This is a genomic window from Tessaracoccus sp. SD287, from assembly GCF_017355265.1.
Taxonomy (GTDB): domain Bacteria; phylum Actinomycetota; class Actinomycetes; order Propionibacteriales; family Propionibacteriaceae; genus Aestuariimicrobium.
Genome location: NZ_JADIJQ010000004.1, coordinates 12550 through 35257, shown reverse-complemented (window position 1 = coordinate 35257; position 22708 = coordinate 12550). Strand labels below are relative to the sequence as shown.

At 69.6% G+C, this 22708-nt stretch carries 21 protein-coding genes; 8 read left to right on the top strand and 13 right to left on the bottom strand.

The genetic code is table 11. The features are described 5' to 3' along the window. Positions 1-3: 3 nt before the first annotated feature. Entirely contained in the window at positions 4-603 is a 600-nt protein-coding gene (locus IPV09_RS02675; protein ID WP_207473517.1) for a hypothetical protein, read from the bottom strand. A 142-nt stretch (positions 604-745) separates the two neighbouring features. Here IPV09_RS02675 and IPV09_RS02670 point away from each other — a divergent pair, with 142 nt between their 5' ends. Then, positions 746-1315 (top strand): RNA polymerase sigma factor, encoded by a 570-nt coding sequence (locus IPV09_RS02670; protein WP_242681166.1) that lies wholly within the window; start codon positions 746-748, stop codon positions 1313-1315. Then, positions 1308-1985: a hypothetical protein gene (locus IPV09_RS02665; RefSeq protein ID WP_207473515.1), complete on the top strand. Its 678-nt coding sequence runs from the start codon at positions 1308-1310 to the stop codon at positions 1983-1985. Before IPV09_RS02670 ends, IPV09_RS02665 begins: the two co-directional genes overlap by 8 nt. Positions 1986-1991: 6 nt before the next feature. On the opposite strand, the gene IPV09_RS02660 is transcribed toward IPV09_RS02665, so the two are convergent. After that, a complete protein-coding gene (locus IPV09_RS02660) occupies positions 1992-2573 on the bottom strand; it encodes a hypothetical protein (RefSeq protein ID WP_207473514.1) in 582 nt (193 codons plus the stop codon). Between the two features lie 113 nt (positions 2574-2686). Here IPV09_RS02660 and ald point away from each other — a divergent pair, with 113 nt between their 5' ends. Continuing rightward, positions 2687-3808, top strand: a complete 1122-nt coding sequence (ald, locus tag IPV09_RS02655) for an alanine dehydrogenase (RefSeq protein ID WP_207473512.1) — start codon at positions 2687-2689, stop codon at positions 3806-3808. Between the two features lie 313 nt (positions 3809-4121). Here ald and IPV09_RS02650 read toward each other — a convergent pair whose 3' ends face one another. The 5 genes from IPV09_RS02650 to rpsF all read right to left on the bottom strand — a co-directional run bounded on the left by IPV09_RS02650 (position 4122) and on the right by rpsF (position 6604). Continuing rightward, positions 4122-4763 (bottom strand): AzlC family ABC transporter permease, encoded by a 642-nt coding sequence (locus IPV09_RS02650; protein ID WP_207473511.1) that lies wholly within the window; start codon positions 4761-4763, stop codon positions 4122-4124. Between the two features lie 90 nt (positions 4764-4853). Then, positions 4854-5300: a 50S ribosomal protein L9 gene (gene rplI, locus IPV09_RS02645; protein ID WP_207473510.1), complete on the bottom strand. Its 447-nt coding sequence runs from the start codon at positions 5298-5300 to the stop codon at positions 4854-4856. Between the two features lie 23 nt (positions 5301-5323). Beyond that, complete coding sequence (gene rpsR / locus IPV09_RS02640; RefSeq protein WP_207473509.1) at positions 5324-5563, bottom strand: 30S ribosomal protein S18; 240 nt, start codon at positions 5561-5563, stop codon at positions 5324-5326. Between the two features lie 84 nt (positions 5564-5647). Further along, positions 5648-6187: a single-stranded DNA-binding protein gene (locus IPV09_RS02635; RefSeq protein WP_207473508.1), complete on the bottom strand. Its 540-nt coding sequence runs from the start codon at positions 6185-6187 to the stop codon at positions 5648-5650. A 126-nt stretch (positions 6188-6313) separates the two neighbouring features. Then, a complete protein-coding gene (gene rpsF, locus IPV09_RS02630; RefSeq protein ID WP_207473507.1) occupies positions 6314-6604 on the bottom strand; it encodes a 30S ribosomal protein S6 in 291 nt (96 codons plus the stop codon). Positions 6605-6806: 202 nt separating this feature from the next. Between rpsF and IPV09_RS02625 the strand changes: the two genes are divergently transcribed. Further along, entirely contained in the window at positions 6807-8111 is a 1305-nt protein-coding gene (locus IPV09_RS02625; protein WP_207473506.1) for a CAP domain-containing protein, read from the top strand. A 1-nt stretch (position 8112) separates the two neighbouring features. Here IPV09_RS02625 and thrC read toward each other — a convergent pair whose 3' ends face one another. The 3 genes from thrC to IPV09_RS02610 are packed head-to-tail and all read right to left on the bottom strand — an operon-like array spanning position 8113 to position 10768. Continuing rightward, positions 8113-9573, bottom strand: a complete 1461-nt coding sequence (thrC, locus tag IPV09_RS02620; RefSeq protein WP_207473504.1) for a threonine synthase — start codon at positions 9571-9573, stop codon at positions 8113-8115. A gap of 9 nt (positions 9574-9582) precedes the next feature. Further along, entirely contained in the window at positions 9583-10077 is a 495-nt protein-coding gene (locus IPV09_RS02615) for a hypothetical protein (RefSeq protein WP_207473503.1), read from the bottom strand. A 34-nt stretch (positions 10078-10111) separates the two neighbouring features. Then, positions 10112-10768 carry a 4a-hydroxytetrahydrobiopterin dehydratase gene (locus IPV09_RS02610; RefSeq protein WP_207473502.1) on the bottom strand — a complete coding sequence of 219 codons (657 nt, stop codon included), beginning with the start codon at positions 10766-10768 and terminating at the stop codon, positions 10112-10114. Positions 10769-10937: 169 nt separating this feature from the next. Here IPV09_RS02610 and IPV09_RS02605 point away from each other — a divergent pair, with 169 nt between their 5' ends. Further along, positions 10938-16463, top strand: coding sequence for a carboxyl transferase domain-containing protein (locus IPV09_RS02605; protein WP_370590191.1), 5526 nt, complete (start codon positions 10938-10940; stop codon positions 16461-16463). A 132-nt stretch (positions 16464-16595) separates the two neighbouring features. Here the strand turns inward: IPV09_RS02605 and IPV09_RS02600 are convergent, their stop codons facing one another. The 3 genes from IPV09_RS02600 to IPV09_RS02590 form a co-directional block, all read right to left on the bottom strand. Then, complete coding sequence (locus IPV09_RS02600) at positions 16596-17237, bottom strand: hypothetical protein (RefSeq protein ID WP_207473500.1); 642 nt, start codon at positions 17235-17237, stop codon at positions 16596-16598. Positions 17238-17580: 343 nt separating this feature from the next. After that, positions 17581-17955, bottom strand: coding sequence for a rhodanese-like domain-containing protein (locus IPV09_RS02595; RefSeq protein ID WP_207473499.1), 375 nt, complete (start codon positions 17953-17955; stop codon positions 17581-17583). Beyond that, positions 17955-19349: a glutamyl-tRNA reductase gene (locus IPV09_RS02590; protein ID WP_207473498.1), complete on the bottom strand. Its 1395-nt coding sequence runs from the start codon at positions 19347-19349 to the stop codon at positions 17955-17957. Before IPV09_RS02590 ends, IPV09_RS02595 begins: the two co-directional genes overlap by 1 nt. A 106-nt stretch (positions 19350-19455) precedes the next feature. Here IPV09_RS02590 and hemE point away from each other — a divergent pair, with 106 nt between their 5' ends. The 3 genes from hemE to hemQ are packed head-to-tail and all read left to right on the top strand — an operon-like array spanning position 19456 to position 22699. Continuing rightward, positions 19456-20559 carry a uroporphyrinogen decarboxylase gene (gene hemE, locus IPV09_RS02585; protein WP_207473497.1) on the top strand — a complete coding sequence of 368 codons (1104 nt, stop codon included), beginning with the start codon at positions 19456-19458 and terminating at the stop codon, positions 20557-20559. Beyond that, positions 20556-22028 carry a protoporphyrinogen oxidase gene (hemG, locus tag IPV09_RS02580; protein ID WP_207473496.1) on the top strand — a complete coding sequence of 491 codons (1473 nt, stop codon included), beginning with the start codon at positions 20556-20558 and terminating at the stop codon, positions 22026-22028. The genes hemE and hemG overlap by 4 nt, the downstream gene beginning before the upstream one ends. Continuing rightward, entirely contained in the window at positions 22025-22699 is a 675-nt protein-coding gene (gene hemQ, locus IPV09_RS02575) for a hydrogen peroxide-dependent heme synthase (RefSeq protein WP_207473494.1), read from the top strand. The genes hemG and hemQ overlap by 4 nt, the downstream gene beginning before the upstream one ends. Positions 22700-22708 lie beyond the last annotated feature (9 nt).

Here is a 22708-nt window from a genome sequence, read left to right as displayed (position 1 = left end):
CGGCTACTTGATCGGTTCGCCGTCGCGGTCCAGCACGTACCAGACGCCCTGCACCTTCTGGCCGGTGGCGTCGCCCGGCTTGGCGTCATTCATCCAGTAGTACAGCGGCCAACCGTTGTAGGTCGCCTGGACCCGGCCGTCGGCCCTGGTGAACGAGCCGAGCTTCGAGTCATCGACGCCCGCACCTTCGGTCGGGACGCCGATCAGTGGCGGCCAGGCGACCAGGCACTGGCCCTCGCAGGCACTGGTGTTGGCGCTGTCCTTGGTGAACATGTACAGGGTCATCCCCGCGCCGTCGACCAGGATCGACCCGAGCGGGTTGTCGGCCATCTTCAGGGCCAGCACGGCGCCGGCGGCGGGCGACGCGGTGGTGGACGCGTCCGTGCTGCCCGAGGTCTCGGAACTGGAGGTCTGGGAACTGGAGGTCTGGGACATCGATGACTCGGACGACGTCTGCGCCGTGGTCGTGGTGGACTGGACCGACGTGGACGGCGCCGCCGTGGCCGCCGGGTCGGCGGAGTCGGCCGAACAACTGGCGAGCGCGAGCACGGCGAGGGTGCACCCGGCGGCGAGGATGCTGCGGAATGCTGACGGACTGGGCATGGTTCCTCCTTGATGAAGGACGGCGCGCTGCGCGTCGCCAACCCCGGGAAGGGGGTTGTCAGTGATACGCGTGAAACGGCGCGAGAGATTGCGTCCCGAGGCAATCCCTGCGGGCACCCCGGACGTATCACCTCATGTGACGATGTTCTCGCTGGCCGACCGGGCGCCGGACGCTGCCCTGGTGGCGGGCCTGGCGGTCAACGATGAGCAGGCCACCGTCGCCTTCGTCCGACGGTTCGAGGGACCGGTCTTCGGGGTGGCGGTCTCGATCACCCGCGATCGCGGACTGGCCGAGGACGTCAGCCAGGAGGCCTTTCTGCGGGCATGGCGTGCCGCCCAGACCTATGACCCGCGCCGCGGGTCGGTGCTGACCTGGTTGTTGACCATCACCAGGAACCTGGCCATTGACGCACTGCGGGCGCGGCGGGCCACGCCCACCGACCGCGACCTGCTCGAACAACTGGTCTCGACCACCCTGCGTGGGCGGGCCGAGGGTGACATCGGCGTCCACCTCGAGGCGGTGGAGGCAGCACGGCAGGTCTCGCAGCTGCCGGTCGAACAGGCCCGCGCCGTCATCCTGGCCGTCATCGGCGGCCACACCGCCCAACAGGTCGCCGACCACGAGAACATTCCGCTGGGCACCGCCAAGACCCGAATCCGTACCGGCCTGCGGCGACTGCGACGTTCCCTGGAGGTGGGCGACCATGACTGAGCAGCATCCCCCGTTCGACGACCTCGTGGCCCTGGCGCTGCGCGACGTCCCCACGGAGCAGGCCGCAGCCCTGAACGACCACCTGGCTGGCTGCGGCAGTTGTCGCGGGCAGTACGCGTCCATTGACCTGGACGTGCAACAGGTGCTGGCGGCGACCCCCGCGATCGCCCCGCCCGCAGGCTTCTCCGGGCGGGTGCTCGACCGGATGGGACTCTCGGATCCCCCCGCCACGCCCCTGGCGGCTGCCACCCACCGGGCGCCTGCCCGCGGGCTCGGACGTAGGACCGCCGCGCTGCTGGTGGCGGCGGCGATGCTGGTGGGTGCCCTGCTGGGCGTCGGCGGCACCCTGCTGGTGCGCTCCCCCGGGCCCGCTGAGCCCGCACAGGTGGCATCGGTGCCGTTGCTCACCAATCAGGGCGCCCAGGTGGGCAACGTCGCCCTGCTCACCCTGGACGGACGCCAGCAGGTGGTTGTCAGCATCACGGCAGGACGCGCCGGGCTCACCTACGACTGCGTCATCGTCGACCGGGCCGGGCTTCGACGCAACGCCGGCAGCTACACGATGGACGACCAGTCCGCGTCCTGGGTCGTGCCCGCCCCCGCATCGGGGCTGCAACGCGTCGAACTGGTGACCGCGTCCGGCAAGGTGTGGTCCAGCGCCGGGTTCTGAGGGTGCTCAGGACCAGTCGTTCAGGGTGCTGCGGGCGGCCTCGACCTCGGCCAACAGGTCCTGGGCCGGACGGCGTCGGGTCACCGGGTGCGCCATGATCACGGCCACGGCGGACGACGCCCGCGACGCAGCCCGCCTGACCCGGTAGGTCTCGGGGTGCCAACAGGGCCCCAGCACGCTGTAGCCCAGATCTGCCAGCGCCGTGAACATCGTCCGGTACGGCCCGACCTGGTGGGGCTGATCGACCAGTGACTGGTTGGTAACATGCTGCAACTCGAGCAGTTCGAAGTACAGGTGACGGCGGTCCTCGGCCGCCTGCTCGGTGTCGACCCGCCAGGGGTGGGTGAGCACCCCGACCGCGGTGCACAGGGTCAGCGCCGCGGCCACCAGGACCATCAGCCGGACCCGGAATCGTCCTGCGGTGTAGGGACCGTAGAGCACCGTGAAGGCACCCAGTCCGGTGTGCAGACCCGACCGCGCATCGCCCACCCACGCGGCGACGAAGACCGGTCCGGCGACCGCGATCGCTGCTTTCAGCGCGACCGGCCACCGACCGGACACCTTGTTGATGGCCAGCACAGGATGCACAACCGAAGTGTGCCACCGCGCGTCGGGCGTCGTCCGGTGCGCACCCACTCGCGGGGTGGCAGGATGCAAGGGCAGCACCCACCGACAGCACACCACACCATTCAGGAGACGCCATGCGGATCGCCGTCCCGCGCGAGGTCAAGGACCAGGAGAACCGGGTGGCGCTGACCCCGTCGGGTGCCCACCACCTGGTCGAGCACGGGCACAGCGTGGCCGTCGAGGCCGGGGCCGGCGTCGGGTCGCACTTCACCGACGAGGAGTACCGTTCGGCCGGGGCCGACATCGTCGCCGACGTCGACTCCCTGTGGGGTGAGGCCGAACTGGTGCTGAAGGTCAAGGAGCCGGTCGCCGAGGAGTACGGCCACCTGCGCCAGGGTCTGACCCTGTTCACCTACCTGCATCTGGCCGCCGACAAGCACCTCACTGAGACGCTGATGAGTTCCGGGGTCACCTCGTTGGCCTACGAAACCGTCCAACTGCTCGATGGGTCGTTGCCGCTGCTGGCGCCGATGAGCGAGATCGCCGGTCGGCTGGCGCCTGCTGTCGGCGGCTACCACCTGCTGAGTTCCCAGGGCGGACGAGGGGTGCTGCTGGGCGGTGTGCCCGGGGTGGCCCCGGCCAATGTGGTGATCCTGGGCGGCGGTGTCGCCGGACGTCGGGCCGCCGAGATCGCCCTGGGCCAGCGCGCCCACGTCACCGTGCTGGACATCAGCCTGCCCACGCTGCGGGCGATCGACCAGCAGTTCGGTGGTGCCGTGCGCACCATCGCCTCGAACCTGATGGCTGTCACCGAGGCCGTCGCCACCGCCGACCTGGTCATTGGTGCGGTGCTGGTGCCGGGTGCCGCCGCCCCGAAGTTGGTCACCAACGAGGACGTGGCCTCCATGCGCGAGGGCTCGGTGCTGGTCGACATCGCGATTGACCAGGGCGGCTGCTTCGAGGACAGTCATCCGACCACCCACACCCATCCGACCTTCCGGGTGCACGAGTCGCTGTTCTACTGCGTCGGCAATATGCCCGGCGCGGTGCCCCGGACCTCGACCTCGGCGCTGACCAATGCGACCCTGCCCTATGTCACCTCCCTGGCCGACAAGGGCTGGCGGATGGCCTGCGCCGGTGACCCGGCGCTGGCGTTGGGCCTGTCGACGCATGCGGGGGTGTTGACCAACCAGGCCGTGGGCGGTGCCCACCACCTCGACCACGTCGAGCCCGAAGCGGTGCTCCGTTCGTCCTGACCCGCACCGGGCTCAGGGCAGGCCGAGTGCCCGTCCCAAGGCCACGGAGGCCGCGCCCAGGACCACCACCAGGATGAACGGCGCCCGCAACCGCAGGGCGACCAGGGCCACCACCACCGCCAGGATGCGGGAGTCGAGCGCCAGCGAATGCCCCTGGTGAGCGCATTCGTGGCGATCAGGGCGCCGAGCAGTCCAATGGTCATGGCCGAGGTGACCGCCACCATCGTCCGGTTCTCGAGCAGCGATTCCGGCAGCAGGTACCCGGCCAGTTTGGTGGCGAAGGCCACCAGGCAGGCCAGCAGGATCCACCAGGTCATCGGGCGCACCGCCAGCCGAGCAGTCCGGCGACCAGCGCCGCCACCAGGATCGGGGTGCCGAGCGGCAGCCAGGGGGTGACCAGCACCGCCGCCAGCGCCGCCAACCCGGCGATGGACCAGGCCTCACGATTCTTCAGGCGTGGCCACAACAGCCCGACGAAGGCGGCCACGGCGGCCCCGTCCAGACCCCAGGCGGCCGTGTCGACCCGGCTGGTCGCCAGGGCGCCCGCCAAGGTCAGCAGATTCCAGCCGAGGAAGACCCCCCACCCGGTCAGCGCGAACCCCCTGGCCCGGTCCCGGCCCCGCGGCTGGGACATGGCCACCGCCACCGACTCATCAATGCTGACGTGCGCGGCGAGCACCCGACGCAGGCCAACCGGGCGCAATTCGGCATTCATCTGCGCCCCGTAGACCGCATTGCGGATGCCCATCAGCGAGGCGGCCGAGACGGCCGCCCAGCCACCACCACCCATGGCCGCGACGAAGGCGAACTGGGAACCGCCGGTGAACATCAGCAGGCTGAGCAGTTGGGTCTGCACGATGGACAGGCCGGCCGCCACGGCCAAGGCACCGAACGAGATGCCGTAGAGGCTGGTCGCCACGGCCACCGAGAGCGCGGTGCGGGCAACAGAGGTCATCCGGGTGAGTCTAGAGGTGCCCACTGGGGACCGACCAAAATCGGGCCCCGTCTCCGAGTGGAGACGGGGCCCGATTCAACAACGAGTCGATCAGACAGCGACAACCTGCAGCGCGATGTGGGCGGTGACGCCCTCGTGCAGCTTCAGGCCCACGGTGTGGGTGCCGACGGTCTTGATCGGCTTGCCGATCTCGACGGCGCGCTTGTCGACGGCAGGGCCGCCGGCCTTCTTGACCGCCTGGGCGACGTCGGCAGCGGTGACCGCTCCGAACAGTCGGCCGGTGTCGCCGGCGTTGACCGGCAGCTCGACGGTGAGGGCCTCGATCTGGGCACGCACTTCCTGGGCGTGCTCAATACCGCGGATCTCGCGAGCGTCACGGGCGCGCTTGATGCCATCGATCTGCTTCTCGGCGCCACGGCTCCACGCAATGGCGTGACCGTTGGGCACCAGGAAGTTGCGGCCGTAGCCGTCCTTGACCTCGACGACGTCACCGGGGATGCCCAGCTTTTCGACCGGGCTGGTGAGAATGAGCTTCATGGTCTGTCCCTTTCTCAGCGTTCTCAGCGCGCGGTGGATGCGTAGGGCAGCAGGGCCAGTTCGCGGGCGTTCTTGATCGCGATGGCGACCTTGCGCTGCTCCTGGACCGACAGTCCGGTGACTCGGCGTGCGCGAATCTTTCCACGCTCCGAAATGAACTTCCGCAGGGTTGCGGTGTCCTTGTAATCGATCTTGCCGATCTTGACCGACTTCATCGGGACAATCTTCTTCTTGTTCACAGGCTTGCGCTGTGGACCGGCCATTGTGGTGCTCTCCTTCTGAAAGCCCGGCTCACGCCGGAATGTGCCTAGTCCCCCGGGGTGGGGGTTTGGACGGGGATGGGTGGATCAGAACGGGGGCTCGTCGCTCTGGGCCTGGGCCCAGGGGTCATTGCCGCCGCCACGGTTGCCACCCTGGCTGCCAGAGGACGACCAGTTGTCACTGCCGCCGCCCTGCTGATTGCCGCCGCTCCAGTTGCCGCCACCATTGCCGCCGCCACCCTGCTGGCCGCCCCCGGAACCGGAGGAGGTGCGGGTGACCTTGGCGGTCGCGTAACGGAGCGAGGGACCGACCTCGTCGACATCAACCTCGAAGACGGTGCGCTTCTCACCCTCGCGGGTTTCGTAGCTGCGCGACTTCAGGCGACCGGTCACGACGACACGCATCCCCTTGCTCAGGGACTCGGCCGCGTTCTCGGCTGCCTGGCGCCACACCGAGCAGTTGAGGAACATGGCATCGCCGTCCTTCCACTCGTTGGTCTGACGGTCGAAGTTCCGAGGGGTCGAGGCCACCGTGAAGTTGGCCACAGCCGCACCCGAAGGGGTGAACCGCAGATCAGGATCGGCGGTGAGGTTGCCGATCAACGTGATGGGAGTTTCGCCTGCCATGTGTGTCTCCAAGTCGGACGTGGATGAGCTCGTGGGGTCAGCCTGCCATGGCGGGCCGACGAAATCTGTGCCGCGAACTCAGCCTGTGGACAACCTCACGGTCGCCGGGTGGTACTGGGCCGAAGCTCAGTGGGCGTCAGGACGCATCACCTTGGTGCGCGTGATCTGCTCGTCGATCGTCATCAGACGGTCCATCTCCTGGACGACGGCAGGCTCAGCGGTCAGGTTCAGCACGACGTAGGTGCCTTCGGGCTTCTTGTTGATCTCGTAGGCGAGACGACGCTTGCCCCAGACATCAACATTGTCGACGGTTCCCTTGCCATCCGTGATGGTCTTCAGGTGCTTCTCAATGAGCGGAGTAACCTGGCGGTCGTCAACGTCGGGGTCAATGATGACCATGACTTCGTACTTGCGCATCGCGATCTCCACCTCCTCTGGTCTCAACGGCCACGGGTCGATCCCGTGGCAGGAGGGCGATATGCCAAGCCGTCCACCCGGTGGCGGACGACCAAGAGGTCACTCTACCGGTCGCGGTCGCCCCGCTCCAAGCCGACAGACTCCGCCCTGGCAAAAGTCGGCTCGACTAGGGTGAGCCCATCCCCCACCCGTGAGGCCCGCCATGCGTTCCAGAACCTTTCCCCTCATCATCGTCGTCTCCCTGCTCCTCAGCCTGCTGGTCGCCTCCCCCGCCCGCGCCGACCAGTGGGACCAGCACCGCTGGGACGCCACCGTCGCCACCAATGCCGAACGCGCGAAGGCCGGCCTGGGGGCGCTGCGACTCTCGGCGCCGCTGAACGCCGTCGCCCAGACCTGCGCCCTCGAGGTGGTCAAGCACCTGGACCGCACCGACTCCTTGGCCCACTGCGACGGGACGATCACCACCATCGCCGACTACTCGCAGCGGATGCCCGGTGGGTGGAGTCGCATCGCCGAGAACATCTCCGCCACCACCGCGTCCAATCCCAGCGGCGCCAGCAGCATCACCCAGTTGATGGGCAGCCCCGGCCACCGCGCCAACATCCTGACGCCGCAGTTCAACTACCTCGGGGTCGGGGTGGCGACGTCGTCGACCTCGCGCTGGACCGTCTTTGTCTACAACTACGGTGCCTACGCCAGCTCAGCCGGTCTGACCCCGCTGCTGGGCGCCCCCGGCGGATCGGGCGGGTCGGGCGCCATGGGCGACCACACCGGCGACGGTGTGGCCGACCTGTTCGGCGTGAACAGCGCCGGTGAGCTGCTGCTGTACCGCGGCAGCACCACCGCCAGCGCCCAACTCGTGGGTCGGGTGGGCACCGGCTGGGGCACGATGACCCACATCAGCCAGGTTCCCGACATCTCCGGGGATCGCCAGTCCGACCTGCTGGCCCGCCGCGGCGGCGACCATTCGCTGTGGATCTACCGCGGGGACGGCAAGGGCGGGCTCGCCGCCTGGCGGCAGGCCGGCCAGAACTGGGGTGGCATGGACCAGATCGTCCCGGTGCGGAACCTGGCCGGCGGCACGACCCAGTACGTGGTGGCCCGCCGGGCGTCGGACGGGTCCCTGTTCCGTTACACGCTGACCCCGACCGGGCTCACCAACATCAAGCACATCGGCACGTCCTGGAACGGCATGCGCCAGATCATCGGCATCGGTGACACCACCGGGGATGGCCGGGCCGATGTGCTGGCGATCCGCGGTGACGGCACCCTGTGGTCCTACGCCGGCACCGCCAGCGGCGGCATCGGCGGCGCCAGGCAGGTCGGACGAGGATGGAACGACTTCGTCCGGGCCTTCTCACCGGGCGACCTGTCCGGCGACGGACGCGCCGACCTGGTCGGTCAACGCGCCGATGGCTACGTCTTCGCCTATGCCAACCATGCCGGCTCCTGGTCGCGTGCCCGCCAGATCATGACCGGGGCGCGTGGCCTGCGGTTGATGGCCTGAGTCAGTGGGCGGGGACCCGCTCGGCGATGTAGGCCTTCAAGGCGCCGGCATCGTTGGGCAGGTCGTCGACGTGGCGTTCAGCCTCGAGCAGCCCGGCGAAGCGCTCGGGAACCTCGGGTGAGGCCCCGGTCGCCTCGAGCACCGTGTCGGCGAACTTCACCGGCAGCGCCGTCTCGAGCACGATCATCGGCTCGTCGCCCTGGTGGTCGCGGCCCACGGTGACGCCGTCGGCGGTGTGCGGGTCGACCAGGATGCCGTCAGCATGCAGGCCGCGGATCGTCATCACCCGGTCGGCGTGGTTCGAACTGCCCGAGACGAACCCGAACCGCTCCCGCAGGGTGGCGAACTCGGGGGTCATCGACAGGTCGAACTCCCCCTCGTTGCCGAGTTGCTCGACGAAGCGCTTGCGCAGCCGGGCCACGTCTCGTCCGAGCAGGTCGAAGACGAAACGTTCGAAGTTGGACGCCTTGGAGATGTCCATCGAGGGTGAACTGGTCGCGGCGGTCTCGGACGAGGACCGGACGCGGTAGACGCCGGTGCGGAAGAACTCGTCGAGCACGTCGTTCTCGTTGGTGGCCAGCACCAGCTGCTTGATGGGCAGACCCATCTGACGGGCCACGTGACCGGCGCAGATGTTGCCGAAGTTCCCGGTCGGCACCGCGAAGCTGACCTGCTGGGCGTCCCCGCCCCCGGACGCGCCGGTGACCCGCAGCCAGGCGGCCACGTAGTAGACGACCTGGGCGAGCAGCCGGGCCCAGTTGATGGAGTTGACCGCCCCCAGCCGGTGGCGCTGCTTGAACTCGGCATCGCCGTTGACACTCTTGACCAGGTCCTGGCAGTCGTCGAAGACGCCCTCGATGGCGATGTTGTGGATGTGCGGGTCGTCGATGCTGAACATCTGCGCCTGCTGGAAGGGGGTCATCCGTCCGGCGGGGGTGAGCATGAACACGTCGATGCCGGCTCGCCCGAGCATCGCCTGCTCGGCTGCCGAACCGGTGTCGCCGCTGGTCGCGCCCAGGATGGTCATGGTGGTGCCGCGGCGGGCCAGTTCGTACTCGAACAGGTGGCCGAGCAGTTGCATGGCCATGTCCTTGAACGCTGCCGTCGGCCCGTCGGACAGGTGCGCGAGCCAGATGCCGCCGTTGGCCTCGGAGGATTCGGGAAGTTTGGTGACCCGGACGACCTGGTCGGTGGCGAAGACCTCACCGTTCCAGGCGCGCCCGCAGATGCCGCGCAGGTCCTCGGCGGGGATGTCGTCAATGTAGAGGCCGAGGATCTCGGCGCCAAGCGCGGCGTAGCCGTCCTCGTCCAGGACGCGGCGCCACTCGGCGAGCGTCGCGGCGTCGACCTGCGGGTACTGCTCGGGCAGGTACAGCCCGCCGTCGGGGGCGAGGCCTGCGAGCAGGATGTCGCTGAAGCTGACGGGGGTCTGGTTGAGGTCACGGGTCGAGACGTAGCGCACGCGTCCAGCCTAGTCGAGTGGTCCTTGCTGGGCCTCGCGCGACCGCCGGGACGATACGCCGCTGCGCCGCTGCAGGAGCGCGACGCCGGTCCCGAGCATGCCCGCGGTCACGGCACCGAGGGCCAGCCACGCGCCCGGGCCGGGAATCAGCGTGTAGCAATCACCGACCGGACGTCCCTGGAAGTCCGGCCCGTCCCAGCAAATGCCCTGGCCAATGCTGCCCACCGCACCCCCCACCATCGCGACGGCGATCACCCCCATGCCAAGAGCCACCAGCAGGGCCGGCCAACCACCGGCCGAACGCATCACGAGGGCACTGACGAGGACGAAGAGCGCAGCCAGCACCACCACGACGACCTCACCCAGAAGCGCCTCGGGGCCTTCAATGGTGCGTGCCGTGGGGTCGTCGGGCACCCGCCACGGCAGGAACAGCGCGGTCACCATTGCCGCGATCACCACGCCGGACAGCAGCAGGTGCCACCGGGGGCCGGGCGCTGAGGACATGGGTTCGGTCCGGGTTTCGTGTCTGGCGCCGGGGTCAGGCCGACCGGTCCTGGGCGGTGCACAGGCAGACCTTGTTGCCCTCGGGGTCGGCCAACACCCAGAAGCGTGGGGCGGCACCGTCGTCCACCAGCCTGCCGCCGGCGGCGATCGCGGCCTCGAGGCGGGCCTCGACCTGGTCGCGGGGCACCTCCACGTCGAGGTGGAACCGCTGGCGGTCGGGTTCGGTGCTGTCGGAGTCCTGGAACCAGAGTTCGGGCAACAATCCGTCCGCGTCCTGCACGGCGTCCTCGGAGGCCTCCCACCCGGTCGCAGCCTTCCAGAACGCCAGGGCGGCGGGAGTGTTGGCCGTGTCCAGCGCGAACCCCACATCGGTGATCGCGTCCGAATGCGGTGCCAGACCGAGTTCGTCGGCGATCTGGGTGATGGCGGAGGCGAGATCGAGGTCGCGCTGGGTGATGCCGCCGACGTCGTGGCTGCTGAGGGTGACCGCCACCAGCGAGTACTTCAGCGTGATGTCGGGGTGGTGGTTGGCAGCCTGGGCCGCCTCACCGATGCGGTTGACGAAGGTGAGCCCGGCCATGAAATCGGCGGGACGATACATCGCGCGCAGGCTGCGACGGATGTGCACCCAGCCGGTCAGGCCGGCCGCGGACACGTCGTCGAACCCGAGGCGCTTGCTGGTGTCGTTCATGGGTCCAGCACACCACGGAAGGACGGCGCCGGTCCGCGATCACCCGAATCAGATGGTTGGCCAAGGGTGGTTGGCCACGCTGCATGACCGATCCCACCAAAGGCCCGGCGCAGACCTTGGCCTCGGCCCACAACGGACACCCCGGCCCACAGGTGACAGTGTGGAGAGCGTGACTTCTCTCACTCGAATTGCCATCGTCAACCGGGGCGAGGCCGCCATGCGCCTCATCCATGCCGTGCGCGACCTCAATGCGCAACGCGAGTGGGACGACGCCGCCCCGATCCGCACGATCGCGTTCCACACCGACGTGGACGCCGGTGCCACCTTCGTGCGCGAGGCCGACGAGGCCTACCTGCTCGGCGCGGCCGCCGATCGTCCCTACATTGACCTGGCCCGCCTCGAGCAGGCGTTGGTCGACACCGGCGCCGACGGCGCGTGGGTCGGGTGGGGATTCGTCGCCGAGGACCCCGCCTTCGCCGACCTGTGCACCCGACTCGGAGTCACCTTCATCGGCCCCAGCGCCGAGGCGATGCGCCGACTGGGCGACAAGATCGGGTCCAAGCTGATTGCCGAGCAGGCCGGCGTGCCCGTCGCCCCCTGGTCCAACGGCCCGGTCAACACCCTGGACGAGGCCGTCGCCGCCGCCGGACGCATCGGCTACCCACTGATGCTGAAGGCCACCGCCGGTGGTGGCGGACGCGGGATCCGTCGCGTCGACCGCGACGAGGACCTGGTGGACGCCTACCAGCGCACCCGCGACGAGGCCGAGCGCGCGTTCGGCAATGGCACGGTCTTCCTGGAGAAGATGGTCGGCGGCGCCCGCCACGTTGAGGTGCAGTTGATCGCCGACGGCCATGGCAATGCCTGGGCCGTCGGCGTCCGCGACTGCTCGGTCCAGCGCCGCAACCAGAAGGTGATCGAGGAATCGGCCTGCGCGCTGCTCGATGCCGACCAGGTCGCCGACCTGAAGGCCTCGGCCGAACGCCTGGCGCTGGCCGTCGACTACTCCGGCGCCGGCACCGTCGAGTTCCTCTACCACCCGGGCGAGCGCAGCTTCGCGTTCCTGGAGGTCAACACCCGGCTGCAGGTCGAGCATCCCGTCACCGAACTGGTCACCGGACTCGACCTGGTCGCGCTGCAGTTGCAGGTGGCAGCCGGCATCGGTCTGACCGGTGAGCGTCCCACCGAGCGTGGGCACGCGGTGGAGGCCCGGCTGAACGCCGAGGACCCCGACCACGACTTCACCCCGGCCCCCGGCCGGATCGCCCGGCTGGAGTTCCCCGCCGGCCCCGGCGTCCGCGTCGACACCGGCGTCAGTGAGGGCGACACCATCCCCGCCGACTTCGACTCGATGATCGCCAAGATCATCGCCTACGGCTCCGACCGCAACGAGGCCCTGGCCCGTCTGCGCCGTGCCCTGCTCGAGACGACCGTGGTCATCGAGGGTGGCGCCACCAACAAGAGCTTCATCCTGGAACTGCTGGACGCCCCCGAGGTGCTGCGCGGCGAGCCGGCCTGGGCCGACACCAGCTGGATCGACCGCACCATGGCCGACGGGGGCCTGGTCGCCGACAGGCACGCCGGGGTGGCGCTCGTGGCCGCCGCCATCGAGCTCTACGCCGAACAGGAGCACGACGAGATCGCCCAGCTGCTCACCACCGCCCGCGGCGGTCGTCCCCAGCTGACCCACGAGCCCAGCCGCAAGGCCGAGCTGAAGCTGCGTGGAGCCACCCACACCCTGCACGTCAGCGGCACCGGGCTTGGCCGCTACCAGGTCACCCTGGACACTGCCGCCGGGCCGGCCTCGCTGGTGGCCCAGTTCGACCGCGTCGACGGCGTCCATTCCCGGCTGCGCATCGGGACCACGACCTATCGGGTGGTCACGGCCTCCCACGGGCCGACCCAGCTGGTGGAGGTCAATGGCATCACCCACCGGATCAGCCGGGACGAGGGCGGCGTGCTGCGCTCCCCCGCGCCGGCGCTGGTCGTCGGCACCCCCGTCGCCGTCGGTGACGTCGTCGCCGCCGGGGCCGCGGTGGTGGTCCTGGAGGCGATGAAGATGGAGGTGGCGCTGCGCACCCCCGTCGAGGGCCGGGTGAAGGAACTGCTGGTGCGCACCGGCACCCAGGTCGGGACCGGCGAACCGCTGGCACGGATCGAGCCCCTGGGCGACGACACCGCCGCCCCCGCCCAGACCGGCGCCGATGTCGAACTGCCCACCGACCCGGGCACCCCCCTGGACGACGCGGCCCGGGCCGCGCAGGCCCACGACCAGCTGCGTGACCTGCTGCTCGGCTACGACCCGGCAGACGGCGGCGTCAAGGCCGTGGTCGCGGCGGCCCAGTCCGGGCGCGCAGCGCTGGCGGCGTCCGGGGTCGACCCGCTCGAGGCCGAGATGGGTCTGGTGACCCTGTTCACCGACCTGGCCGAGTTGACCCGTGACCGCCCCGCCGACGAGGAGCAGCGCTCGGAGCTGCGCGTCCACAGCGCCCGGGAGCACTTCCACACCTTCCTGCACACCATGGACGCCGAGCGGGGCAACCTGCCCAGCCATTTCCGGGCCAAGCTGCTGCGGGTGCTGGCGTACTACGGCGTCGACGAGCTGGATCGCACCCCCGAACTGGAACGCGCCCTGTTCCGCATCTTCGTGGCCCAGCGCACCAGCACCGACGTGGACATCGTCGTCGCCCTGTTGCAGACCTGGCTCACGCTGCCGGCCCCCGACGAGGAAAAGGCCGAGACCGTCCGCAGCCTGCTCGAACGCCTGGTCCGCACCACCCAGCGTCGCTTCCCCCTGGTCGGGGAACTGGCCCGCTCGGTCCGTTTCGTCTGGTTCGACCAGCCCGCCGTGGACGCCGAACGCACCCGGGTGCTGGCCGGGGTCGCCGACGAGGTGGCCGAGCTGGCACTGCCCGACGCCCCCGACAAGCAGGCCCGCATCGAGGCATTAGCCGCGATTCCCGAACAACTGGTGGGGTTCATCGGCGACCGGCTGCTCGCAGGTCCCAGCCGCGAGGAACCGCTGCTGGAGGTGATCCTGCGCCGCCACTACCAGGACTACAACCTGGCTGGCATCACCCACGTGCCCGGCAACGACACGACCTGGCCGTTGGTCCGCGCCGAGTTCAGCAGCCGTGAGCACGGGCCCACCCGGGTGCTGGTCACCATTGCGACCGCCGCGGAACTGGCCGCCGGCACCGCGTTGGACGAGCGCCTGTCGGCTGAGTTCGCCGATGGGCACGACACCGTGGTCGAGTTGTACCTGGCCGCTGACCCGGTGACCGACCGTGACGCCACCGCCGAGTCGCTGCGCGCGGCGCTGTCCCGGTTGGGCTTCGTCCAGCGTGCCCGCCGGGTGGCGGTGACCCTGGCCCCGCCCGGGCAACAGCCGGTCGAGTACTTCACCTTCCGACCCGAGGAGGCCGGCGGGGTGGACGAGGACGTGCTGGTGCGCGGCGTCCACCCGATGGTGGCCCGCCGCCTGAACCTGTGGCGTCTGCGCGAGTTCGAACTGACCCGCCTGGACGCCCCCGGTGACGTGCTGCTCTACGAATGCGTGGCCCGCAGCAACCCGAATGACCGCCGCCTGGTGGCGATTGCTCAGGTGCGGCAGATGTCGGTGGTGCGCGACCCGGCCACCGGCAAGGTCACCTCACTGCCTCACGCCGAACGGGCGGTGCTGCACTGCCTGGAGTCGATCCGTCGGGTGCGCACCGCCCGGGGCCGCGAGGGGTCCAAGCTGGAGATGAACCACGTCTGGATCACCGTCTGGCCCGCCCTGGACGCGAATCCTGAACAGTTGGCCACCCTGCAGAACCGGATCCGTCCGCTGACCGACGGGACAGGCATCGAGGAGGTGCTGGCCCAGGGTCGCATCGTCAACGCGACCGGACGCAGCCGTCCGGCGGCCATTCGTTTCCGGGCCCGGCCCGGGGGTGGTGCCGGCGCCGACCTGATCGCCCCGCCCACCGAGCCGCTGCAACCCGTCGACGACTACGCCGGCAAGGTCACCCGCGCCCGCCGTCGTGGGCTGGTCTACCCCTACGAACTGGCCGACAGCCTCTCGCGTGGCGGCAGTCTGGTCGAGCACGACCTGGACGCGTCCGGACGACTCGTGCCGGTCGACCGTCCCCATGGCCTCAACACCGCCGGACTGATCGTCGCCGTGGTCACCACGCCGACGACCCTTCACCCCGAGGGAATCACCCGGGTGGTGCTCTGCGGTGACCCCACCAAGGCGTTGGGTGCCTTGTCGGAACCGGAATGCGTGAGGGTGATCGCCGCCATCGACCTGGCCGAACGGATGGGTGTGCCGCTGGAGTGGTACGCCGTCTCCTCCGGTGCCCGGGTGTCGATGGAATCGGGCACCGAGAACATGGACTGGGTCGCGGCAGCGCTGAAGCGGGTCGTGGAGTTCACCCAGGACGGCGGCGAGATCAACATCGTGGTGGCCGGCATCAATGTCGGCGCCCAGCCGTACTGGAACGCCGAGGCGACCATGCTGATGCACACCAAGGGCATCCTGGTGATGACCCCCGACTCGGCGATGGTGCTCACCGGCAAGCAGTCGCTGGACTTCTCGGGAGGGGTTTCGGCCGAGGACAACTTCGGCATTGGCGGCTACGACCGGGTCATGGGTCCCAATGGGCAGGCGCAGTACTGGGCCCCTGACCTGGCAGCCGCCCTGGACATCGTGCTGGAGCACTACGAGTACACCTACGTCGTGCCCGGTGAGTTGGGCCCCCGTCGGGCCCGATCGAACGACCCAGTGGACCGTGACGTGTCCGACTTCCCGCACCCGGGGGATGACTTCGCGACGGTCGGTCAGGTGTTCTCCGCCGAGCACAACCCCGACCGCAAGAAGCCCTTCGACATTCGCACGGTGATGCAGGCCGTCGCCGACGCCGACGCCGACATGCTGGAGCGGTGGGCCGGCATGGCCGACGCCGAGACGGCCGTGGTGGTCGACACCCGCCTGGGTGGCCATTCGGTGACGCTGGTCGGCATCGAGTCGCAGCAGATCACCCGCGGCGGCTTCCCCCCGACCGACGGTCCGGACACGTTCACCGCCGGCACCCTGTTCCCACGCTCGTCCAAGAAGGTGGCCCGGGCCATCAACGCCGCCTCGGGGAACCGTCCGCTGGTGGTGCTGGCGAACCTGTCCGGCTTCGACGGGTCGCCCGAATCAATGCGCAACCTGCAGTTGGAGTACGGCGCCGAGATCGGCCGGGCCATGGTCAACTTCCGTGGTCCGATCGTGTTCGTGGTGATCTCGCGCTACCACGGCGGCGCCTTCGTGGTCTTCTCGAAGCGGTTGAACCCGGACATGACGGTGCTGGCGCTGGAGGGTTCCTACGCGTCGGTGCTGGGTGGTGCCCCGGCGGCGGCGGTGGTCTTTGCCGCCGAGGTCAACAAGCGGACCAGTGCCGATGCCCGGGTGGCTGCCCTGGAGAAGCGCATCGCGGCGGCCGCCCGCCCGCAACGAGGCGCCCTGTCGATCGAGTTGGCCGACCTGCGGGCCGAGTTGCGCGCCGAGAAGATCAACGAGATCGCCGCCGAGTTCGACAGCGTGCACAGCATCCACCGTGCCGTCGAGGTCGGGTCGGTCGATCGGGTGATCAGCGCCGCCGAGCTTCGTCCGGCGATCATTGCGACCATCGAGCAGAAGCTGGCGGCCAAGGCGGCGGGCGCCTGACGCTGTCGGTGGCTTGGCGGCATACCTGCACCTGACGCGTGCGGTTGCCCCTGTTTCGAAGCAGGGGCAACCGTCTGGATCGCGGGCAGGTGGCGTCAAGGCCAGGCCTGGGGTTGCACTCTGTCCAGTCCCCTAGCAGCGGAGAAGTGGTGACTCGGGCGCCGACAAGCTGGCCATCATGTGGGATCCGTAGATGGCCATGTAGGTAACTGGTGGCACCGAGCGGCTGCCGATCTCCAGCACGTCGAGGCGCACCTCCTCGTTGTTCAACCACTCGGTGGAGAGGTCCTGCCCCCGACTCAGACAACCCAATACAACGCGTTGGGACCACAACCCTCGTCGCTGCTCAAGGCTCACCTCACGATCCCGGGTCGCCCCCAGGGGCAACGGCCGAATCCGAACGGCCATGGTGCCCCCTGGGGAGGTCAGGATCTGAGTCGGTGCAAGCGGACGACTCACGATCGTGCCCGTGAGCCATACCAGGGCCAGCACTGCCACCAGACTCATGCCGACCCGCCCCCACCGCAGCAGCACCACTCCTGAGGTGATCGCCAGCAATACCAGGGCGCTCCAGAACGGTGCGGCGTCCAGGATCCGTTGCGCCATGACCGGGGCACGCCAGGCTTCGTGCAGGAATCGAAACGCCAACAAGAGCACCAGAGGCGTGATGACGCCGAGCCCGATCAACAGGCCGCCTACCAGGGTGTGCGAACGGCGCCTCGCCCGGGATGGGACCCCCACTCCATCGCTGTCCACAGGCTTCACGACAGTCACGCCCTACTCCTCGACATCGGGCCCGCGGGGACGGGTATTCGTTGCGCGGGTGCGCAAAGTTCAGGCTTCTGGTCCTCAGTGTGCCTGAATCTCATGCCGATGCGCACGAGATTCAGGTGGGGGCATAGGGGTGGCGAGCAGAAGCTGACAGCCAAGGCGGCGGGCACCTGATGCGGTTTGGGTGGCCTGGCGGCACAGCTGCACCAGACGCGTGCGGTTGCCCCTGTTTCGAAGCAGGGGCAGCCGTCATGATCGCGGGCAGGTGGCGGTGAGCCGGGGCCCGAGGGGCGACGATCGCGCGGCGAGTCGGGGATCGCGGGCAGCTGCGCTGTGAACCGATGCCTCAGCGGCGGCGGTCGCGCGGCGGGCCGGGGATCAGGTACTGACCCGCGTCGCGCCAGCCTCGCACTCCACCGGCGACGAATTCGGCGTGGTAGCCCTTGTCGCGCGCGGCCTTGACGGCCAGCGAGGCCCGCAGTCCGTTGTCGCAGATGAAGACCATGGTGCCGTCGGGTTCAGCCAGCGGGTCATCGCCGTGAACCGCGGTCCACGGGTCGTCGGCCAGCAGTTTCGGGTCCACCAGCCGGGCGCCGGGAGCGTGACCGGCCACGTACTCACGCAGCGAACGCACGTCGACCAGCACCCCGCCCTTGGCGAGCAGGTCGAGCGCGGTGGCGACGTCGATGCCGCCCTCGGGTCCCTTGAATCGCCAGCCCATCAGCGCACCTCGTCCTCAGCGGCGTCCTCAACCAGGTCCGGCGCGTCCAGGTCCAGCTCAAGCGCCAGGTCCGCGGTGCCCAGCAGGTCGTCGGGGTGTGCCTGGAACAGGGGCAACGCCTCGGCGTCAATCACCGCGACCGCGTCGGCGTCGTGGATGTCGATGCCCATCACCGTGTGCAGCGCCTTCAAGTAGGCCTCGCTGGTGCCGGCCTGGGCGTGGGCCTGCGCATTGACCGTCGGGGCATGCAGCACCTTGCGGTAGACGCGACGCAGGGAGCGCTCCACCTCGGCGATGGTCTCCTCCGGCAGCCGTCCACGCAGCGCGGTCACCTCGTCCTGAATGAGCCCACGGACGTAGCCACGCATCCGCACGATCACCGGGTCAGCGCTGCGGGCCCGGCGACGGGTCTCGAAGCGTTCCACGCCGTCGGCGATGACCTGGTCGGCCTCGGCCAGGGCCGTCTGGCTGACCCCGGACAGACCCATGGCCAGCGAGTTCAGGCCCAGCACCGTGACCCCGACCAGATCGGCGACCCCGTCGGCGACATCGGTCTGCAGCGCCATGTCCATGATCACCAGCGGCTGCTGGCGTCCGGCGAGGGACTCGGGGGTCACCACCGGACGTCCCTGGCCCGAGCAGGCGATCACCACGTCGGCGGTGCGCATCCAGTCGTTCACCTGCTCGGCGGTCACGTGCGCGAAGGCGTAGTTGTCGACGCTGCCGGGGCGGCGGCCCGATGGGGAGTGCACGCCCACGTCGCTGACCCGTCGCAGCGCCAGTTCGGCGGCCACGACCCGGCTGTAGGCGCCTGAGCCGATCACCAGGACCCGCGCGCCACGCAGGGTGCCGCATCCCAACGTCGCTGCGGCGGTGTCCAGCACCACCTCGGCGCTGGAGCGTCCGGCCTGGCCAATAGTGGTCGATGAGGTGACGCGCTTGGCGGTGCGCAGGCTGTGCTGGAACAACTCGTTCAGCATCGGGGTGGTCGACTGTGCGTGCAGGGCGTCATTGAAGGCGGCGCGGACCTGGCCGGTGATCTCGGCCTCGCCCAGCACGATCGACTCCAGTCCGGACGCGACCCGGAACAGGTGGTTGGCGACGGGTTTGCCGGTGCGCACCTTGAAGCTGGTGATCACGGTTGGACGGTCCCAGCCGGTGACGTCCTCCAGTGCGGAGACCACGACGTCCAGACCGTCATGGAAGCGTTGCGCCTCGACGTAGATCTCGACCCGGTTGCAGGTGCTCAGGATTCCCCAGCCGTCCAGCGGCATCAGCTCGTGGCACTCGTTGCGCCGCCGCAGCCGCTCGTCCAGCCCCTTCGTCGCGGCCGAGAGGTCAGCCAACCGGCCGAGCGACAACTCGGCATGACTAGCAGTAAGAGCCAACAGCACCGCCCCATTCTAGGCGGCGTCCGGCGGCTTCGTGACCAACCGGACATGGCGACCGGCTTCGGCCCCGGTTCGTGGGATTACCGCCGGTGAGGGAGAATGACCCCAAATGACCGAACTTGCCTCTTCTCACCCCTGGATCGCCCACGACACCGCCGCATCGGCGCTGGTGCGTGCCGCGACCGGCGCCCCGTCCACCCATACCCCGGTGTGGTTCATGCGTCAGGCCGGCCGTTCGCTGCCGGAGTACCGCGCGGCCCGTGAGGGCACCACCATGCTCGACTCGTGCCTGCGCCCCGAGCTGGCGGCCGAGATCACCTGCCAGCCGGTCCGTCGCCACGGCGTCGACGCCGGCATCTTCTTCAGCGACATCGTGGTGCCCATGCGCCTGGCCGGCATCGGCGTCGAGATCGTGCCGGGCACCGGCCCGGTCGTCGAGCACCCGATCCGCACCGAGGACGACATCGCCGCGCTCGAGTCGCTGCCGTCGGCGGCCTACGACGAGGCCCTGGAACCGATTCGCCAGGCCATCGCGCTGACCGTCGCCGAGCTTCGGGCCACCCCGCTGATCGGATTCTGCGGGGCACCGTTCACGGTGGCCTCCTACCTGGTCGAGGGTGGCCCCAGCCGCGAATACCTGCACACCAAGGCCATGATGTACTCACGTCCCGACCTGTGGAACCGGCTCGCGGCGTGGGTTGCTGACCGCTCCGGACGCTTCCTGCGGGCCCAGGTGCTGGCCGGGGCCAGCGCCGTGCAGTTGTTCGACTCGTGGGCCGGCGGTCTGTCACTCGAGGACTACCTGACCCACGTCCAAGGACACTCGCGGTCCGTCTTCGACCACGTCACCGACCTGCCGGTGCCGCGCATCCACTTCGGGGTGAACACCTCCGAACTGCTGCCGGCGATGCGCGCGGCCGGAGCGACCGTCATGGGCGTCGACCATCGCCTGAGGCTGGACGTCGCCAACGAGCGCCTGGGCGGCAGCATCCCGCTGCAGGGCAACCTCGACCCGGCGCTGCTGTTCAGTTCCGCCGAGGCCCGCGAGGCCGGTATCCGGACGGTGCTGGAACGCGGCGCCCATGCGCCGGGCCACATCTTCAACCTTGGTCACGGGGTGCCGCCCAGCACCGACCCGGCCGTGCTGACCGACACGGTGGCGCAGGTGCACGAGATCTCGGCAGCCACCCGCCGCGCCGGGGGGTCGGCGTGACCGCCGTCGTCATCGGCGGCGGCATCGCAGGACTGGTCACCGCCTGGCAACTGGCCCGCCACGGCGTCCAGGTTGAGGTCTACGAGTCAGCCGGACACCTCGGCGGGGCGCTGGTCTCCCACCACGTCGCCGGACTGGAACTGAACTCCGGCGCCGAGGCGTTCGCCGTCGCCAACGACCACGTCTTCAGCCTGGTCGATGCCCTGGGGCTGGGCGAGCACGTGGTGCACCCCCGTACCGGCACCTCCTGGATCCTCAATGTGCGCGGCGCCTTCCCTTCCCCGGTCGGTGGTTACCTGGGCATCCCGTCCAACCCGCTGGCTGAGGACGTGGTGCGGGTCATCGGCCGGGAGGCCGCTGAGCATGCCATGGCTGACGCGATGATGGGCCCCGAGGCCGGCTACCGTCCCGGCATCTCGCTGGGCGAGTACGTCAGCAACCGGATGGGACGATCGGCGCGGACCCTGCTGGTCGAGCCCGTCGCCGGCGGCGTCCACTCCACCTCCCCCGACCTGTTGGAACTCGACTCAATCGCGCCGAAGCTGCACCCGGCGGTGCTCGAGCACGGCTCGCTGCAGGCCGCCATCAAGGGCCTGCGCACCAATGCCCGTCCTGGGGCAGCGGTCGCCAGCCTCGCACCGGTGATCGACCTGCTGCCGCGGACCCTCGCCGAGCAGATCCGTCTGGCCGGGGGCCGCTTCCACACCCGGGCAAACGTCCGCAAGGTCGTCCCCGCCAAGGGCGGCGGCTGGACCGTGGTGCTGGACGACGGCACCGTCCACGCCGACCAGGTCGTGGTGACGACCCCGGCGCAGGTCACCCAGCGGCTGTTGGCCGAGGTCACCGACGTCGCCGAGTCGATTCCGGCGCTGCCGTCCTCGCCGGTGGCCTTGGCCACCCTGGTCGTCGACGACGAACGACTCGACGCCTCGCCCCGCGACAATGGCGCGCTGGTCGCCTCGCACACGCCCGGCATCGTGGCCAAGGCGCTGACCCATGCCACCGCCAAGTGGGACCACATTCGCCGGGCGGCCGAGGAGTCCGCCCCGGGTCAGCACCGCCACGTGCTGCGGCTCAGCTACGGACGATCCGGCGAGCCGGTGCCGACCCCCTCCGAACTGCCCGACCTGGCGCTGAACGACGCCCGCCGCATCCTGGGCGTCCACCTGCCCCGCGAGGCCGTGGTGGCGGTCGACCTGACGCTCTGGGGCGCAACCATGACCCAGGCTCGTCCGGGCCACCAGAGTGCACTGCAAGAAGTGGCCGGACGGCTCTCGAACCACCCCGGGCTGGCCATCACCGGCGCCTGGATGGCCGGCACCGGCATCGCCGCCATCACCAACCACGCCCGCCGCGTCGGCGACTACCTGACCGGGTTGAAGCCCTTCCATCCGGTCAGCGCGGCAGCACCCGTCCAACCCCACAGCACACGGCCGACCGACACCCCCACCACTGAGGAGCCAGCATGACCGAGGTAGCCCAGCAGATCGCCTACACCGAGTACGCCGTCTACTCCAAGATTGCCGGGTCAGGCATGGCCGAGCAGTCGATCGCCGCTGAACTCGAGCACTGGACCGCCCGCCTGGCCGAGCTGGGGGTGACCCTGCGCGGCGTCTACGACGTCACCGAGTTCAAGCCGGAGTCCGACGTGATGATCTGGACCCACGCCGAGAAGCCGGAGGCGTTGCAGGCCGCCGGGCAGTTGTTCCGCGGGCTGGGCCTGGCCCAGGGTTTGACCCGCGCCTGGACCGCGGTTGGTGTGCACGTGCAGGCCGAGTTCACCAAGGCCCACGCGCCGGCGTTCATGTACGGCAAGCAGCCCAAGAAGTGGGTCACCGTGTACCCCTTCGTCCGCAGCCACGAGTGGTACCTGCTCGACGAGGACGAACGTTCGCAGATGCTGCGCGAGCACGGCATGGCCGGGCGGAAGTTCCCCGACGTGCTGGCCAACACCGTGGGCGCATTTGCCCTGGGCGACTATGAATGGCTGTTGAGTTTCGAGTCGGACGAGCTGATCGAGCTGGTCGACATGATGCGCGACCTGCGCTACACCAAGGCCCGGTTGCACGTGCGCGAGGAACTGCCGTTCTACACCGGACGCCGCGTCGGCGCCGCTGACCTGACCGTCCTGCTGGGCTGAGAAGAAGGA